The organism is Cuneatibacter sp. NSJ-177, from assembly GCF_022867805.1.
Taxonomy (GTDB): domain Bacteria; phylum Bacillota; class Clostridia; order Lachnospirales; family Lachnospiraceae; genus Pseudolachnospira.
In genome coordinates, this window is record NZ_JALIFO010000006.1 from 824,267 (window position 1) to 840,238 (window position 15,972).

At 53.1% G+C, this 15,972-nt stretch carries 17 protein-coding genes; 15 read left to right on the forward strand and 2 right to left on the reverse strand.

Features of this window, described 5'->3' with window-relative positions:
- Positions 1 to 8 precede the first annotated feature (8 nt).
- The 3 genes from MUB23_RS11725 to MUB23_RS11735 all read left to right on the forward strand — a co-directional run bounded on the left by MUB23_RS11725 (position 9) and on the right by MUB23_RS11735 (position 2,784).
- Positions 9 to 989 carry an alpha/beta hydrolase gene (locus tag MUB23_RS11725; protein ID WP_244800718.1) on the forward strand — a complete coding sequence of 327 codons (981 nt, stop codon included), beginning with the start codon at positions 9 to 11 and terminating at the stop codon, positions 987 to 989.
- Positions 990 to 1,333: 344 nt separating this feature from the next.
- The gene (locus MUB23_RS11730; protein ID WP_244800719.1) at positions 1,334 to 2,071 is read left to right on the forward strand and encodes a class I SAM-dependent methyltransferase; all 738 of its coding nucleotides are present in this window, start codon (positions 1,334 to 1,336) and stop codon (positions 2,069 to 2,071) included.
- Between the two features lie 104 nt (positions 2,072 to 2,175).
- Positions 2,176 to 2,784 (forward strand): DNA-3-methyladenine glycosylase I, encoded by a 609-nt coding sequence (locus MUB23_RS11735; protein WP_244800720.1) that lies wholly within the window; start codon positions 2,176 to 2,178, stop codon positions 2,782 to 2,784.
- Between the two features lie 20 nt (positions 2,785 to 2,804).
- Here the strand turns inward: MUB23_RS11735 and MUB23_RS11740 are convergent, their stop codons facing one another.
- Positions 2,805 to 3,368, reverse strand: coding sequence for a manganese efflux pump MntP (locus tag MUB23_RS11740; protein ID WP_244800721.1), 564 nt, complete (start codon positions 3,366 to 3,368; stop codon positions 2,805 to 2,807).
- A gap of 150 nt (positions 3,369 to 3,518) precedes the next feature.
- On the opposite strand from MUB23_RS11740, the gene MUB23_RS11745 reads away from it, so the two are divergent.
- The 10 genes from MUB23_RS11745 (at position 3,519) to cysK (ending at position 13,402) form a co-directional block, all read left to right on the forward strand.
- A complete protein-coding gene (locus MUB23_RS11745) occupies positions 3,519 to 4,169 on the forward strand; it encodes a sugar O-acetyltransferase (RefSeq protein WP_244800723.1) in 651 nt (216 codons plus the stop codon).
- 132 nt (positions 4,170 to 4,301) lie between these two features.
- Positions 4,302 to 4,745 carry a DUF3788 domain-containing protein gene (locus tag MUB23_RS11750; protein WP_244800725.1) on the forward strand — a complete coding sequence of 148 codons (444 nt, stop codon included), beginning with the start codon at positions 4,302 to 4,304 and terminating at the stop codon, positions 4,743 to 4,745.
- 3 nt (positions 4,746 to 4,748) lie between these two features.
- Positions 4,749 to 5,006, forward strand: a complete 258-nt coding sequence (locus MUB23_RS11755; RefSeq protein WP_244800727.1) for a helix-hairpin-helix domain-containing protein — start codon at positions 4,749 to 4,751, stop codon at positions 5,004 to 5,006.
- A 56-nt stretch (positions 5,007 to 5,062) separates the two neighbouring features.
- Entirely contained in the window at positions 5,063 to 6,364 is a 1,302-nt protein-coding gene (locus tag MUB23_RS11760; protein WP_244800728.1) for an FAD-dependent oxidoreductase, read from the forward strand.
- A 144-nt stretch (positions 6,365 to 6,508) separates the two neighbouring features.
- Positions 6,509 to 7,114 carry a cytidylate kinase-like family protein gene (locus MUB23_RS11765; RefSeq protein WP_244800730.1) on the forward strand — a complete coding sequence of 202 codons (606 nt, stop codon included), beginning with the start codon at positions 6,509 to 6,511 and terminating at the stop codon, positions 7,112 to 7,114.
- 262 nt (positions 7,115 to 7,376) lie between these two features.
- Positions 7,377 to 8,279: a M15 family metallopeptidase gene (locus MUB23_RS11770; RefSeq protein WP_244800732.1), complete on the forward strand. Its 903-nt coding sequence runs from the start codon at positions 7,377 to 7,379 to the stop codon at positions 8,277 to 8,279.
- Between the two features lie 117 nt (positions 8,280 to 8,396).
- Positions 8,397 to 9,767, forward strand: a complete 1,371-nt coding sequence (locus tag MUB23_RS11775; protein ID WP_244800734.1) for an aldehyde dehydrogenase — start codon at positions 8,397 to 8,399, stop codon at positions 9,765 to 9,767.
- Positions 9,768 to 9,797: 30 nt separating this feature from the next.
- Positions 9,798 to 10,358, forward strand: a complete 561-nt coding sequence (locus MUB23_RS11780) for a Maf family protein (RefSeq protein ID WP_330641867.1) — start codon at positions 9,798 to 9,800, stop codon at positions 10,356 to 10,358.
- Positions 10,359 to 10,404: 46 nt separating this feature from the next.
- Complete coding sequence (locus tag MUB23_RS11785) at positions 10,405 to 12,405, forward strand: GTP-binding protein (RefSeq protein ID WP_244800736.1); 2,001 nt, start codon at positions 10,405 to 10,407, stop codon at positions 12,403 to 12,405.
- 55 nt (positions 12,406 to 12,460) lie between these two features.
- The gene (gene cysK / locus MUB23_RS11790) at positions 12,461 to 13,402 is read left to right on the forward strand and encodes a cysteine synthase A (protein ID WP_244800738.1); all 942 of its coding nucleotides are present in this window, start codon (positions 12,461 to 12,463) and stop codon (positions 13,400 to 13,402) included.
- A 59-nt stretch (positions 13,403 to 13,461) separates the two neighbouring features.
- Here the strand turns inward: cysK and MUB23_RS11795 are convergent, their stop codons facing one another.
- On the reverse strand, positions 13,462 to 13,992 hold the full coding sequence (locus tag MUB23_RS11795) for a DUF6512 family protein (protein ID WP_244800739.1): 531 nt from the start codon (positions 13,990 to 13,992) through the stop codon (positions 13,462 to 13,464).
- A gap of 149 nt (positions 13,993 to 14,141) precedes the next feature.
- On the opposite strand from MUB23_RS11795, the gene MUB23_RS11800 reads away from it, so the two are divergent.
- Both MUB23_RS11800 and hflX read left to right on the forward strand, forming a co-directional pair.
- A complete protein-coding gene (locus MUB23_RS11800; RefSeq protein ID WP_244800740.1) occupies positions 14,142 to 14,648 on the forward strand; it encodes a deoxyuridine 5'-triphosphate nucleotidohydrolase in 507 nt (168 codons plus the stop codon).
- Between the two features lie 12 nt (positions 14,649 to 14,660).
- Complete coding sequence (gene hflX / locus MUB23_RS11805; protein ID WP_244800741.1) at positions 14,661 to 15,896, forward strand: GTPase HflX; 1,236 nt, start codon at positions 14,661 to 14,663, stop codon at positions 15,894 to 15,896.
- Positions 15,897 to 15,972 lie beyond the last annotated feature (76 nt).

Here is a 15,972-nt window from a genome sequence, read left to right on the forward strand (position 1 = left end):
AGCTTTTTATGAAACGAGCAGTACAGTTGGAACCGGCCGCTGAGGCAGTCAGCATTGCCAGCGAAACGTGTCCTAGAATTTATCAGCTTCCGCCGGCGGAGGGGCGGAAGGTACTGGAAGAGACGCAGGACTCGCCTATCTGTATGTGGCCGGCTCAGATCGATAACACAGCAGTTATAACCAAACGGTGGGGACGTGTGCCGGTTTACCTGGTAAAACCAGAAAATGTCTGCAACCCGGCGGATGTGATCTACTACATTCACGGAGCCGGCTGGGTTTTTGGAAGTTTTCATACCCATGAAAAACTGGTCCGGGAACTGGCGGCAAGAACCGGATGTATCGTGATTTTTCCGGAATACGCCAGGGCGCCGGAGGCCAGATATCCTATTGCCATCGAACAGTGCTATGCCATTCTCGGAAGTCTGCCGGAGCTGGTTTCCCAGATTGGATGTACCATGAATCCGGAGACTTTGACTGTGGCAGGCGACAGCGCAGGGGGCACGCTTGCCATTGCGATGACCTTGCTGGCTAAGTTCCGTAAAGGACCCAGGATCCAAAAACAGCTGTTGTTTTACCCGGTGACGAATGCCTGTTTCGACACGGAATCCTATTGTATGTTTGCGGAAGGCTATTACCTGTACCGGGACGGCATGAAATGGTTTTGGAACCAGTACGCACCTTCCCAAAGAGACCGCAATCAAATCTTTGCATCTCCGCTGCGGGCTGATGTCTCCCAGCTTCGGGGACTTCCGGAGGCCATGATTATCAATGGGGAGGCGGACGTTCTGCGGGATGAGGGTGAAGCTTATGCCAGAAAGCTCCGATCCGCTCAGGTACCGGTGATTGCGGCACGGTTTCAGGCGATTATCCACGATTTTGTTATGTTGAATTCTTTGGATGAAACCAATGCCTGCCGGGGGGCCATGGATCTTTGTACCGAGTGGATCTGCCGGAGAAATTTTGAGACCAGAAAGAATCCTGACTGCTAACCGGCTGCGGGATCAGGACCGGGCTTAAGCCCTGACGGAGGAAGCACGGCGGAGAGCATATGGCAGCGGGTCATAAACTCTCCCGGCCTCCGATGGCGGGAGAAAACGACAGACATAAATAAGGACAACACAGGCCGAGAACTCATGTCCCATAGAAGCAGGGCAAAACCCGGACAGTAAAATCTTCTGGTAGCACGGCAAGAACGGGTATGATACAATCAAGAAAAGCGCGAGCCGCCTGTATCCACGAAAGGCCTGAAAGCTGCTGGGGAGAGGCGGATGATGAATCAAACGCTTGCGGCAAACGCGTATCAATCCGCAACGGAAAATAGGAGGAAAATTAAATGAAAGAAAATAAATATGACGACGAGATCTTTTTTCAAAAATACAGCGAGATGGACCGGTCCCAAAAGGGGCTGAAAGGAGCCGGAGAATGGACAGAGCTTCAAAAAGTTTTGCCCGACTTTGAGGATAAAGAAGTGCTGGACCTGGGCTGCGGCTATGGATGGCATTGCCTGTATGCGGCCCAACACGGCGCAAAACATGTGCTGGGCATTGACATTTCTGAAAGAATGCTTGCCGTGGCCGCCGAAAAAAACAGTCATGAAGGCATTGAATACCGATGCGCCGCTATGGAGGACTTGAGTTTTCCTGCTGAATCTTTTGATATCGTGATCAGTTCCCTTGCTTTTCATTATGTGAGAGATTTCCGTGCGTTGGCGAAGGAGGTCAGCCGGTGGGTCCGCTCCAACGGCAGGTTTGTATTTTCTGTGGAGCACCCTGTCTTTACCGCTCATGGTACTCAGGACTGGTATTATGATAAGGAAGGGACGATCCTCCACTATCCAGTGGATCGCTATTTTTACGAAGGACAAAGGGATGCGGTGTTTCTTGGGGAGCATGTGGTCAAATATCACAGAACGCTGACGACCTATCTGAATACTTTGCTTGAGAACGGTTTTGAGCTGAGGAATATCATTGAACCGCAACCGCCGGAGGACATGCTTTCGATTCCAGGAATGGCGGATGAAATGCGGAGGCCCATGATGCTGATTGTGTCGGCGCAGAAGAAGGCGGTATAGAATTTTGCATTTTGCGGGAGTGGAACACGGAGATAGAAACACGAGGATTGCCGCCTGAAAAGAAGCGGGGAGCGGAGCTTGATGAAAGAGGCAGAGGAGAAAATATGGAACGCTGCGGATGGTGCTTATGCAATGAGAAGATGATGAAATACCACGATGAAGAATGGGGGGTTCCGCTTTTTGACGACAGAAAGCAGTTTGAATTTCTGACATTAGAGGTAATGCAGTGCGGCTTGAACTGGAACATGATGATTCAAAAAAGAGAGATCTTCCGCCAATGTTTTGAGGATTTTGATTATGAAAAAATAGCAGGTTACGGCGAGGCGGATCAGGAGCGGATTTTATCCACTGAGGGGATGATTCGGTCCCCCAGAAAAATAGCTGCTGTGATTCAAAATGCAAAGTCCTTTCTGAGAATCCGAGAGGAGTACGGTACCTTCAGCCAATATATCTGGAAATTTTCCAAAGGAAAAACCCTTCTTTATGCAGGGCATCAGAAGGGGATTCTTCCCGCGAAAAACGCGCTGTCAGATCAGGTGAGCCAGGATTTGAAAAAGCGTGGATTCCGGTATCTGGGTTCTGTTACGGTGTATTCTCATTTGCAAGCTTGCGGGATCATCAACGATCACCTGGAGACTTGTTTCCGCTATGCGGATCTTATCAATCATTATCCGACGGCGCGGAAACGAAATCCCAGGACAAAGGCGGAATGACATAAGAGAAGTCCTTCAGATCAGTAGAAAATCTCATAGACACCGAGACCGATCATCAATAAATCGGCGAGGGGCTCCGCAAAGCTGCCGACAAAATCAGAGAGACGGGAACGGCCGATCCAGTTTCCCAGATATAAAAACAGCATGCAGACGAGGAATGAGCAGAGCACAGTGGAAAAAACCGGAAGCCCGGTGATACTGGCGCCGATTCCCAGTCCGGCGTTATTGAGTGTCAGGGCAAAACCAAGAAAAATGGTTTTTTTGAGGCTTAATTCGCTGACGACGGTTTCTTCCGGCTTTTTCCGGATAAAATGATCGATCAGAAAGTGAATTAAGCCGACGGCGCCGATCAGCATAATGATGATACAGCCGAGAATGCTGGCAAGGCTTTCCGGAAGAAAGTGGAGAATACTTTTTCCGAATACCATGGACAGGACGGTTCCGATCAGGGAGATCATCCCGACGATCAGATTTGAGTACCATCGGATCGGCATTTTTTTCATTCCAAAAGACAATCCGGCCACCAGGCTGTCAGCGTTGCACGACACCGCAAACAACAGGGCCGACATCCAATGCAGCTCCATAAAAACAAGGTCCCTTCAAATTGTTTATGAAAAAGAATGTTACACTCCATTATATTTCCGGATGGTTGGTCCGGTTCCGTATTGTTTGGGGATTCCGAAACGCAGTGGATAAATGGAGGATCCGGGGCGAATATTTGAGAGGAAAAAGAAATGACAGAAAGAGAACGAATGTTGGCAGGGCTGGCTTACTGGGCCGGCGAGGATTCTTTGGCGGGAGAGAGGAGAAGGGCAAGGCGCCTCATGGCCCAGATCAATCAGACTTTGCCGGAGCAGGAGGAGGAACGCCAGGCGCTGTTCCGGGAACTGCTGGGAAAGACGGGAGATGCGTTTTATATTGAACCTCCGTTTATCTGTGACTATGGCAGCCAGATCTCTTTGGGAGAAGAATTTTATGCAAATTTTGAATGCCTGATTCTGGACACCTGCCCGGTTGTGATCGGGGATCATGTCATGTTCGGCCCCAGGGTTTCCGTCTACACGGCGTGCCATCCGGTGGATGCCGCGGTCAGAATCCGTGGATTAGAGCTGGGCAAACCCGTTTTCATTGGTAATTGTGTCTGGGTCGGTGGCAGTACGGTGATCAATCCAGGAGTCACGATCGGGGATAATACAGTGATTGGTTCCGGTTCCGTCGTCACAAAATCGATTCCTTCCGGCGTAGTGGCGGCCGGGAATCCCTGCCGCGTCATTCGGGAAATTACCGAGGAAGAGAAGCTTTTTTGGTTAGAGTGGGAACAGCAGTATCAAAACAGCGGCCATGGAGCAGGTTTCTCTTTGTCCGGCAGGGAACTTTCCGAATAGGGAAAGGCAGGAGAGGGCCGCGGGGAAAAGAACGGCGGGAGAAAACAGGACGCAAAAAGGAACATGACAGACAGATGTCCGGTTTCCTGCGGTAAGATGGTTCGAAAGAATGACGGCGGAAGGAGAATACGTATGAACTGGAGCGAACAGTTTCCGGCGGACAGCAAGCCGGACCCGAAGCAAATTGGAGAGTTTATCGATAGCCCGATGTGGACTGAGCTGATTCAGTTTCTGGAGAAAAATTACCAGATTCGGCCGAATATCGAGTATAGCTGCTGCTCGATGGCCCGCGGCTGGAATGTGAAATACAAAAAAGCAGGCCGCGCAGTCTGTACGCTGTACCCGGATCAGGGAAAATTTACCTGCCTGGTGTCGATTGGAAATCGGGAAGCCGATGAGGCGGAGGCTGCATTGTCCGTCTGCACGCCATATGTGAGAGAGCTTTATGAAAATACGAAAACTTTTCAGGGCAGCCGGTGGCTGATGATCGATGTGACCGGCGAACCGGTCTTGCAGGATGTCAAACGCCTAATTGAGATCCGGGTGAGAGCCGGACAAAAAAAGAAGGAGGCATGACGGATGGGAGAGTTGAGAAAGATTCCCGGCGTGGGAAAAGAGACGGAAAAAGATTTGATCTGGCTGGGATATCCGACCATCGAGTCCCTAAAAGGAGCCGACCCGGAACAGATGTATGAGACGGAATGCCTTCGGAAAGGCTGTCGGGTTGACCGGTGCCAGCTATATGTCTATCGCTGCGCGGTATATTATGTATCCACGGAAAACCCGGAACCGGAAAAATTAAAATGGTGGAATTGGAAGGATAAAAGCTCCTTGTGATAAAACTCCCGCTTTTGACAGATACTAAGCGGGAGTTTTATGATTTGGAGGGCGATATGAATTATCTCTGGGACGATGAAATTCCCCGCCGGCAGTATCCGGCGTTAAAAGGGGACAGAAAGACAGATGTTCTTATCATCGGAGGCGGCATGGCTGGTGTGCTCTGCGCATACCGCCTGAAAGAGCTGGGCGTGGACTGCCTGCTGGCGGAGGGGGGGCGGATTGGAAACGGCATCACACGGGGAACCACCGCGGTTTTGTCTGCTCAGCATGATAAGCTCTATCTGGATATTGTGCGCCAGTTCGGAGAGGCCAAGGCAAAGCAGTACCTGGAGGCCAATCTGCGAGCTGTGCGCCGCTACCGGAAATTGGCGGAAAAATACCCCTGCGATTGGGAGGAAAAGCCTTCCTACATGTACACCCACGGCGACACGGAAAAGCTTCGCCAGGAGGCAAAGACCGTAGCGAGGCTTGGTTTTCCGGCTGAATTTGTCCGGGAAACACCGCTGCCTTTTCCCGTTGCAGGAGCCGTGCGCTATCCGGAAATGGCGCAGTTTCATCCGCTAAAATTCCTTTTGGGAATTTCTGAAGACCTGCCGATACTGGAGCACACCTTCATCCGGGAGATCAAAGGGACGACAGCGATCGCAGACGAAGGCTCCATAGAGGCGAAGAAAATCATTGTCGCTACCCATTTCCCGATCCTGAACCGGAAGGGCTTGTATTTTATGAAATTGTATCAAAAACGGTCCTTTGTGGTGGCGCTGGAGCGGGCGGAGGATGTACAGGGGACGTATGTGGGTACGGCGGAGTCTAGCATGTATCTTCGGAATTACAAAGACCTGCTGCTGGTGGGAGGAGGCGACCATCGGACTGGAAAGAACGGCGGCGGCTTTGATGCAGTGCATGAATTTATTCAGAAGCATTTTCCCGATGCGGTGGAGCGTTATGCCTGGGCGGCCCAGGACTGTATGAGCCTGGATGAGATTCCCTATATCGGCCGGTATAGCCCGTCGGCCCCGGATCTTTACGTGGCTTCCGGGTTCAATGAATGGGGCATGTCCTCTTCTATGGCAGCGGCGGAGATTCTGGGCGATTTGATCTGCAATGGTCAGAGCGCATATGCTCCGGTTTTTTCTCCGGACCGCAGCATGATGCGGGCGCAGCTTTTCAAAAATATGGGGGAAACCCTGATCGACTTTATGTTTCCGACGTTTCGCCGCTGCTCTCATCTGGGCTGCGCGCTGAAATGGAATCCGTCCGAGCATACCTGGGACTGCCCTTGTCATGGTTCCCGCTTCAGCGAGCAGGGCGGCGTCATGGATAATCCGGCGATGAAAGATATTTTCCGCAGCTAGAGCCATTTACTTTCTCCGACAGTTTTCAACAAAATTCGTATTTTGTATTCGCAGAACCATTTTTTGTTGCTGAAAACAGAATGCTGTGATAAAATGAAAGAAAGAAAAAACTTGTACAGGAAATGTGCAAAAGGAGGCAGGGATATGGCTCATACGATTATTACCTTTGGACGGCAGTACGGGAGCAATGGCAGAAAGATTGCCCAGGAATTGGCAAAGCGCCTGGAAATCCCCTACTATGACAAGGACCTGATTTATCTGGCTTCGGAGAGCACGGATATTCCTCCGGAAGTATTGGCGAAAGTGGACGAAAAGAAGGCCAGTGATTGGCGGCGTCCAGTGGACGATCCCTATCAGATGCAGCACCGGTTCCGCTTTTATCCGATGAATGATCTTTTGTTTGAAACCCAGGCGAAGATCGTGCGGGAGATCGCGGAGAAGGAAGACTGCATTATTATTGGAAGGTGCGCCGACCATATTCTGAAGGATCACCCCGGCTGTACCCGTGTCTTCGTCTATGCGCCTCACAGCGCCCGGGTCCGCAATGTGATGGACCGGGAGTCTCTCCCGATTGAGACTGTGGAAGAGCTGATCCGGGAAGTGGATAAGCAGCGCCGCACTTATTACAATTATTATACGGATGCGAAATGGGGAGAGAAAGAAAACTATGATCTCTGCATTGACAGCAGTAAATTTACGATTGAACAGGTGGTAGACTTGCTGGAGGCTGTCTACCGCAGCAAGAAGTAGAGCAATAAATGGAGGCCGGGCGGCGGAAAGTCCGGCCTTTTTCCGTTTTATCTTCGGTGCAGCCGGAAAACGGCGGCAAAGTTTAGAAAATTTTTCGTTTTCTTTTCTTTTTTCGTCTCTTTCTGTTCAAATTCCGTTTGATGTTGCGAGGTATAATAATCCTTAATGAGAGCAAATCGATTCAGGCTTTGCCGAATGATACGAAGGATCAAAGCGGCGGGGGAATGCTGCCGCCAGATTTTGTTTTGAGAGGTTTGGGGAAATGAGGAAGGATGGAAAAAAGAAGAGAATTGGGATATGGGTTGGAATCGTACTGATCCTCTTGGTCATTGGGGCTGCGGCTGTTCTCATCTTGCGGCCGGATTGGCGCTTTTGGGCCAAAGAGCAGATCTTGGCTTTTTTCCGAAAGGCGGATTGGGAGGAGAAGGAGTTCGAAGATTCTGAATTGCTCCGTGTCTCCCCGGATGAATTACAGGAGATGGACGGGATCCAGTGGAACGACGCATTATATCTGGTAAACCGGGACCATTTGATTCCATCCGATAAACAATTTGACCTGGTTTTCTATAAAGATACGGATGTCCGGATGAACGCCTGCATCACGGAAGCCTATTCCCGGCTCAGCGAGAAGGTAAAGGAGGCCACCGGGGACCGTCTGTTTGTTCGGAGTTCCTACCGGGATAAGGAAGCACAGGCCGCGGTTTTGCAGGAAAACCCGGAGACTGCGACCGAACCCGGCGCCAGCGAGCACGAAACCGGACTGGCCCTCGACGTTTATGTCAGCCAATACGGGGGATACGGTTTTCTGAAATCCCCGGCCGGACAGTATGTGAACAGCCGCTGTTCGGAGCAGGGCTTCATCATTCGCTATCCTTTTGGAAAATCCGAAATCACCGGAGTGGTTCATGAACCGTGGCATATTCGTTATGTCGGGATTCCCCATGCGGAGCTGATCTACCGGAGGGGCCAGACCTTGGAAGAATACCTGGACAGCCTGGAAATCGGGGGGTTTTACCAGTACGGGGATTCTCTCATCACGAGGCAGCGCATGTCGGAGGAGATCCGGCTGCCCAAGGATGGATCTTCCTGGACGGCGTCGGAGGATGGCATGGGGAACGTGGTATTGACCGGAAACAGTCGAAAAACAGCGGCAGAAGGCGGATGATTTTACGCGTCTGTTTTTCGTTGACAATCCCGCATCATTGGAATAAAATAAGGGAACAATAGGAAGAACCGGTAATTCTTCCCGTATGGGTTGGAGCCGGTGGGAAAGGAGGCTGACATGGAGGAGATTCAGAATTTAGTCGAGAGGCAGAGGCAGTTTTTCCGGACCGGGAAAACCCTTCCCCTTCGGACGAGGCAGGCGGCTTTGATGCGCCTGGAAGCATCGGTGCGACGGAATCAGGCGGAGATCTGCCGTGCTCTTTCCGAAGATCTGCACAAATCGGACATCGAAGCGTTTATGACCGAGATCAGCCTCGTATTGGGGGAGATCCGGAAGTTGCGGACTCATCTGGAACGCTATGCCAGGCCCCGAATCGTACCGGGATCCCTGCCCCAGTTTCCTTCCTGCGGGATTTTAACGAAAGAGCCTTTCGGGGTAGCGCTGATTTTAGCTCCGTGGAATTATCCGTTTTTACTGTGCCTTCAGCCCTTGGCCGGAGCTTTGGCAGCGGGAAATTGTGCGGTGGTGAAGCCTTCGGCCTATGCGGGAGCCACGGCTGCTGTGGTGAAGAAGGTGATCCGGGAGGCGCTGCCGGACCGGCTGGCTGCTGTGGTTCGCGGAGGACGGCAGGCAAATCAGGATTTGCTGGATCAGAAATTCGATTATATCTTTTTCACCGGAGGCGTTACGGTGGGAAAGCTGGTGATGGAGAAAGCGGCTGCCCATCTCACTCCGGTGACCCTGGAGTTAGGAGGCAAGAGCCCCTGTATTGTGGACCGGAGCGCGCGGCTCAGCCTGGCGGCTAGACGGATCGTCTTCGGGAAATTCCTGAATTCCGGACAGACCTGCGTAGCCCCGGACTATGTGCTGGTGGATGAGGCGGTGAAAGAAGAATTTTGTTCTCTTTTGAAGCTTTGGATCCGCAGGCTTTATGGAGCGGAGCCGCTGGAAAATCCCGATTATCCGCGGATGATCAACCGGAAGCATTTCTGCCGGGTCCGGAGGCTGATGCGGGGAGAACACATCCTGACCGGCGGAGCGAGCAGGCCGGAAACGCTACAGATTGAGCCAACGGTGATCTTGGCGGAGGCATCTTCTCCTTTGATGCAGGAGGAGATCTTCGGGCCGGTGCTTCCGATTTTGACCTACCGGAACCTATCGGAAGCGGAAGCTTTTATCAGGGACCGGGAAAAACCGCTGGCGCTTTATCTGTTTACGGAAGATCGAAATGTGGAACGACGGATATTGAGAAACGTATCTTTCGGCGGAGGCTGCGTCAATGACACCGTGCTCCATCTGACTTCCGGTCATCTGCCCTTCGGCGGTGTCGGCGGCAGCGGGATGGGACGGTATCACGGAAAATACAGCTTTGATACGTTTAGTCACGAGAAAGGCGTGGTGCGGGCGTCGTCTTGGATCGATCTGCCGTTTAAGTATCCGCCGTATACGAAGAGCAAAAAAAAGCTGATTACAATGTTTTTATCGTGACGGGATAGACAGGGGGATGGAGGAATGGGTATGTTGATTTTAGCATCGGGGTCGCCGCGCAGAAAAGAACTTTTGGAGATGGTGGGAAGACCGTATCAGTGCGAGCCATCGGAAGCGGACGAGACGGTTCCGGAAGGGATGGAACCGCAGGACATACCGGAATTTTTGGCGGTGAAGAAGGCAAAAGCCGTATTGGCAAAACATCCGGAGGACATGGTCCTGGGGGCCGACACGATTGTGGAGCTGGACGGACAGGTATTGGGAAAACCAGGAACGAAGGAGGAAGCGGCGCAGATGCTGCGGATGCTGTCCGGGGAGACTCACATGGTGTATACCGGCGTCGCCATCCTTTCGGCGGGTCAGGAAGCACATTTCACCACCGTGACAAAGGTGGAATTTTATCCGCTTTCGGAAGAAGAGATTCAGGAGTACATTGCCACGGGGGAGCCCATGGATAAAGCGGGCGCCTATGGGATTCAGGGAAAAGGCGCACTGTTGGTAAAACGGATCCACGGTGATTTTTACACGGTGATGGGGCTGCCGATCGGCGAGGTGGAACGCCATCTGAGGCGATTGGAGCAGCAGGATTAAAGGAGAGGCCGCCGGATTCCGGCGGCTTTATTTGTGTGAGGAGAGTATGAAAAAAACGATCGGAATCGCAGCCCATGTGGACGCGGGCAAGACGACATTTTCAGAACAACTTTTATTCCGGACCGGCAGGATCCGGGAGGCGGGCCGGGTGGATCATCAAACCTCCTGCTTGGACACCCATTCGATTGAGAAAGCGCGCGGGATCACGATTTTTGCCGATCAGGCAGTGTTTTCCTACCGGGATGATACCTATTATTTATTGGATACGCCGGGGCATGTGGATTTCTCCGCCGAGACCGAGCGGGCGATGGCGGCCATGGATGCGGCCGTGCTGCTGATCAACGGCAGCGCCGGCGTGCAGGCCCACACCATTACCTTGTTCCGGCTGCTGGCGCGTTATCAGGTGCCGGTTTTGTTTTTTTTCAATAAAACCGATTTAGAAGGCTATCGCAGGGACTTGGTACTGGATGAGCTGAAAACCAAGTGCGGAGGCGATTACTTGTTTCTGAAAGACGGGAGCGATATCCGGTCGGAGCGCGCCGCAGAATTCGCCGCTGAGCGGGACGATGCGCTGCTGGAGGCCTATTTGGAGGGAAATCTCCGGCCGGAGACCGTGAAAGACAGCCTGCGGGGATTGGTCAGGGAGCGAAGGTGTTTTCCGGTCTGTGAAGGATCTGCCTTAAAGGGAACCGGCGTGGGCGAGTTCTTGGAAGTATTGTCAGAACTGACGGAAACCAGCTATGAAAGAGAAGCTGTTTCCCCCTTTTTGGCAGAGGTCTATAAAATCCGGTACGATGATAAGGGAAATCGGGTTACTTATATGAAACTGAAAGCAGGGCGGCTCCTGGTCCGCCAGGAGTTCCGGTTTCCGCTTGGAGACGGCGTTTCTGCCGAAAAAGTCAATGAGATTCGTGTCTACCAGGGAAAGAAGTACGAGACGAGGGATCAGGCGGAGGCGGGCGATCTGGTGGCAGTGACCGGTCTGAGGACGCCGGGGTGTGGATGGAGGATCACGAAGGCGGGCTGTGAGCCAGAGGAGCGCTATCAACTGGCCCCGGCCCTGCAGGCGGCGGTCCGCAGCCTGGACGGAGCGGATCCGGCCCATCTGATGGAGGCGCTGCACCGGTTGGATGAGGAAGATCCGATGCTTTCTGTGAACTGGCAGCGGGCCACCGGGGAGATTTTGGTCCATGTGATGGGGAAAATTCAGCTGGAGGTTTTAGAACAGCTGATGCGGGAGCGGTTCGGCATGGCGATTGAGTTCCTGAAACCGGAAATCCCCTACAGGGAAACCATTGAAAAATCGGTGGCCGGGTACGGCCATTTTGAACCGCTGCGGCATTTTGCGGAAGTTCAGGTGCGGCTGGATCCGGGAGAGCCGGGGAGCGGGATCACTTTTTCTAGTGAATGCTCTCCGGATTCCCTGTCCCAGAATTATCAGCATCTTGTTGAAGTCCATGTCAAGGAAAAGGAGCATGCGGGGATTTTGACCGGCAGTCCGCTGACGGATGTCCGCGTGGTGCTGCTCCACGGGAGGGCCCACGAAAAGCACACCGAGGGCGGCGATTTTCGGGAAGCGACTTACCGGGCGGTCCGGCAGGCGCTGGAAAAATCCCAGTCGGTGGTGCTGGAGCCTTGGTATCACTTTGATATTTATGTGGAGGCCGGTGTGATGGGCCGCGTGATGACCGATATCACCAAGCGTTCCGGTGAATGCCGTCCGCCCCGGCAGGAGGGGGATTTGGTACATATCGAAGGGGAAGGGCCGGTGGAGACTTTTCTCGATTACAGCAGCGAACTGATTTCCTTTACCGGAGGAAGGGGCAGCATCAGCCTGATGCCGGACGGCTACCGGCGCTGCCATAACGAGGCGGAAGTGATCGCCGCCATCGGCTATGACAAAGAGGCGGATACGGAAAATCCGTCCTCCTCCGTGTTTTGTGCCAAGGGGCTGTCTTTCCTGGTTCCCTGGCAGGAGGCCGAGCAGTATATTTCCACAAAGGCCAAGGAAGCACGAAAAGTTCTCGAATCGGTGAAAAAACAATAGCAAAACAGGAAGTTTTGTGATATATTGAACCGAGGACTATTTTAGGAGGAGAACGATGATCTACCAAAACGTTCTGGAAGCGATCGGGGAGACACCTCTGATTGAGCTCCAGCGGATGAACCGCCCGGAAGCGGCGCGGGTATTGGTGAAATATGAAGGCTTGAATGTAGGCGGTTCGATCAAGACACGGACCGCTTTGAATATGATTGAAGCGGGCGAGAAGGCCGGACAGATCAACAAAGACACGGTTATTGTAGAGCCGACCAGCGGCAACCAGGGAATTGGGCTGGCGCTGATCGGGGCTGTGCGCGGCTACCGGACTGTGATTATTATGCCGGACTCTGTCAGTGAGGAGCGCCGCCTTCTGGTGCAGCATTATGGTGCCGAGGTGAAGTTGATCCACGATGCCGGGGACATCGGCACCTGCATTGAAGAATGTGTGCAGACCGCTCTGCGGATGGCGAAAGAAGATCCCCATGTGTTTGTCCCTCAGCAGTTTTCCAATCCGGCGAACCCGGAAGTGCACCGGAGACACACGGCGAAGGAAATTTTAAAGGCGGTGGACGGGCCGGTAGACGGCTTTTGTTCCGGAATCGGCACCGGCGGAACCATCACCGGGATCGGCCAGGTACTGAAGGAGGCAAATCCGCAAATTGAAATCTGGGCGGTGGAGCCGGAGAACGCGGCAATTTTGGCCGGCGGAAACGTTGGGTCCCATCTGCAGATGGGAATCGGCGACGGGCTGATCCCGGATAATCTGGATCAGAAGATTTACAGCGACATCTATGTGGTTACCGATGAGGAGGCGATTCGGACCGCACAGGATCTGGCTTGCAAGGAAGGGCTGATGTGCGGGATTTCCAGCGGGACGAATGTGGCCGCGGCTTTGAAGCTGGCGGAGAAGCTGGGAAAAGGAAAAACCGTGGTGACCGTGCTGCCGGATACGGCGGAGCGGTATTTCAGCACACCGTTGTTCGAAGACGAAAAGACAAGATAACTGAAAAGAGCAGAAAGAAAAGGCGGCCCCTCCAAAAGAGCCGCCTTTCAAACGCGCGTTTACCTGGATACGCCGTATTTCCCCGTAGCAGCGTCGCGGAAAAGGGGAATTTTAGGCGGGTAAAAGGTGAAGAGGAAGAAGAGCAGCAGGATAACCAGCAGAAGCGGGCCGGCGAGCGCGGGGTAAATGCCGTTTAAGTAAAAACCGTGGCGGAATCCGTAAAGGCTTGCACTGTAGGCGGCCATCGCACCGGCGAAGAAAGTTCCGATATCGAGGGGGAGATAATTCTGTTTCAGGACGCTGGTATAGGAATAGAAAAGCCCGATGGTGGTCAAAATTCCTATCAGAAGAGCGGTAAGCTTTACGGCAAAGAAATTCGGAAGGTCTTTTCCGTAAACCGCGTATTCGACGGCGGAAAACAGGAGATAAGGCATGGCGATAAGCTTTTGGTGCTCCCAAACGCTTTCGTTGGCTGCGGAAAACAGGGCGACGCAGCGGCGTCCCCCGGACCAATGGTAGGTAAAGTGCAGGAGCACTCCGAGGATAAAAGTAAAGAACATGCCGGTCATGTGCCAGAATTTCAGGCTCATAGAGACCTCCAAAGTTTCGCTTGCGTATATTTTATGCGCTGCCGCCTGTCCGGGTTCTGATTTTTTCCCCGGCGGTTGCGGAATCGCGTTTCTTTCGATATAATGGGAATGAAAAATGCCAAGGATGATTGACAATAAGGAGATTACAGATGAGACAGATTGCAAAATTTCATAAGGTGAGCCGGGAACGTTTCCTTGCGGATTGGACGGATACGTTTGGAGAGGACGGCGCGGCTGCCTATGACGGCATACGTCTGCCGGCGCGGGCGACCAAGGGTTCAGCAGGATATGATTTTTATACGCCCTGCCCGGTTCATCTGGCGCCCGGAGAGACAATGAAGATTCCGACTGGGATTCGGGCTGAGATGGAGGAAGGCTGGGTGCTGCTGATTTACCCCCGCAGCGGCCTGGGATTCAAATACCGCCTCCAGATGGACAACACGGTCGGCGTCATTGACAGCGACTATTTTTATTCAGATAATGAAGGCCATATCTTTGTGAAGGTGACCAACGATTCCCGTTCCGGCAAGGAGATCGATCTTCCCGCCGGCGTTGGTTTTGCCCAGGGCATCTTCATGGAATACGGCATTACCGTGGACGATGCCGCGGAAGGAATCCGGAACGGAGGCCTCGGCAGTACGACCCGGAACGATTGACGGGAGAACAGAATGATTGAAATAAAAGAAGAGCAGGAGCGGGTGATCCTAATCGGCGTTGCCACCGGGAGTATCGACAGCATGCAGGAATCTCTGGATGAACTGGAAGAGCTGGCAGAAACCGCCGGTGCGGTGACATTGGAAAAAATCATCCAGAGCCGGGAGCAGATTCATCCGGGGACGTATCTGGGACGGGGGAAACTGGAGGAGGTCCGGGAACGGATCCGGGAGCTGGGGGCCACCGGCGTGGTCTGCGACGATGAGCTGAGCCCGGCCCAAATGAAAAATATGGAACAGGCGCTGGACATTAAGGTGATGGACCGGACCTTGGTGATTCTGGATATTTTCGCCAAACGGGCCACATCCAGAGAAGGGAAAATTCAGGTGGAGCTGGCGCAGCTGCGGTACCGGGCCGTCCGTCTGGTCGGGCTTCGGGATTCCCTGTCGCGCCTGGGCGGCGGGATTGGCACCAGAGGGCCGGGGGAGAGCAAACTGGAGACGGACCGGCGGCTGATCCACGAGAGGATTTCCTGGCTGAAGAGAGAGCTGGAAGACGTGAAGCGCCACCGGGAAGTCACAAGACAGCAGCGAAGCCGGAACCGGATTCCCGTGGCCGCCATTGTCGGCTATACCAACGCGGGAAAGTCGACACTTTTAAATGCGCTGACCGGCTCCGACATTCTGGCGGAGGATAAGCTTTTCGCCACTCTGGATCCTACGACCAGAAACCTGGCGCTGCCGGCCGGGGAGGAGATTTTGCTGACCGATACGGTTGGTTTTATCCGAAAGCTGCCCCACCATTTGATTGAAGCGTTTAAGAGCACTTTGGAAGAGGCAAAATATGCGGATATCATCCTTCATGTGGTGGACAGCAGCAGCCCCCAGATGGATGTGCAGATGTATGTGGTATATGACACCCTTCGGGAGCTGGGGATCGGGGATAAGACGATTGTGACCTTGTTCAATAAATGCGACAAGGTTGTCGAGATGCCCCATCTTTATGATTCGCGGGCGGATGATATTTTGATGATTTCCGCGAAAACCGGTCAGGGGCTGGATGAGCTGAAAATTGCTCTGGCCAATTTGCTCCGGGAACGGAAAGTGTATGTACAGAAGGTATTTCCCTATACGGAGGCAGGGAAAGTCCAGGTGATCCGCAAGTTTGGCCAATTGCTGTCCGAGGAGTATGAAGAGGACGGGATTCATGTGACCGGCTATGTACCGGCGGAAGTATACAGCCGGCTGTAACAGCTTTTTCGGCCTGGGCCGGGAGAGATTCCCGGCAATATACGAAAATGCGGGATGGTTCTGCAACAAAATGTGA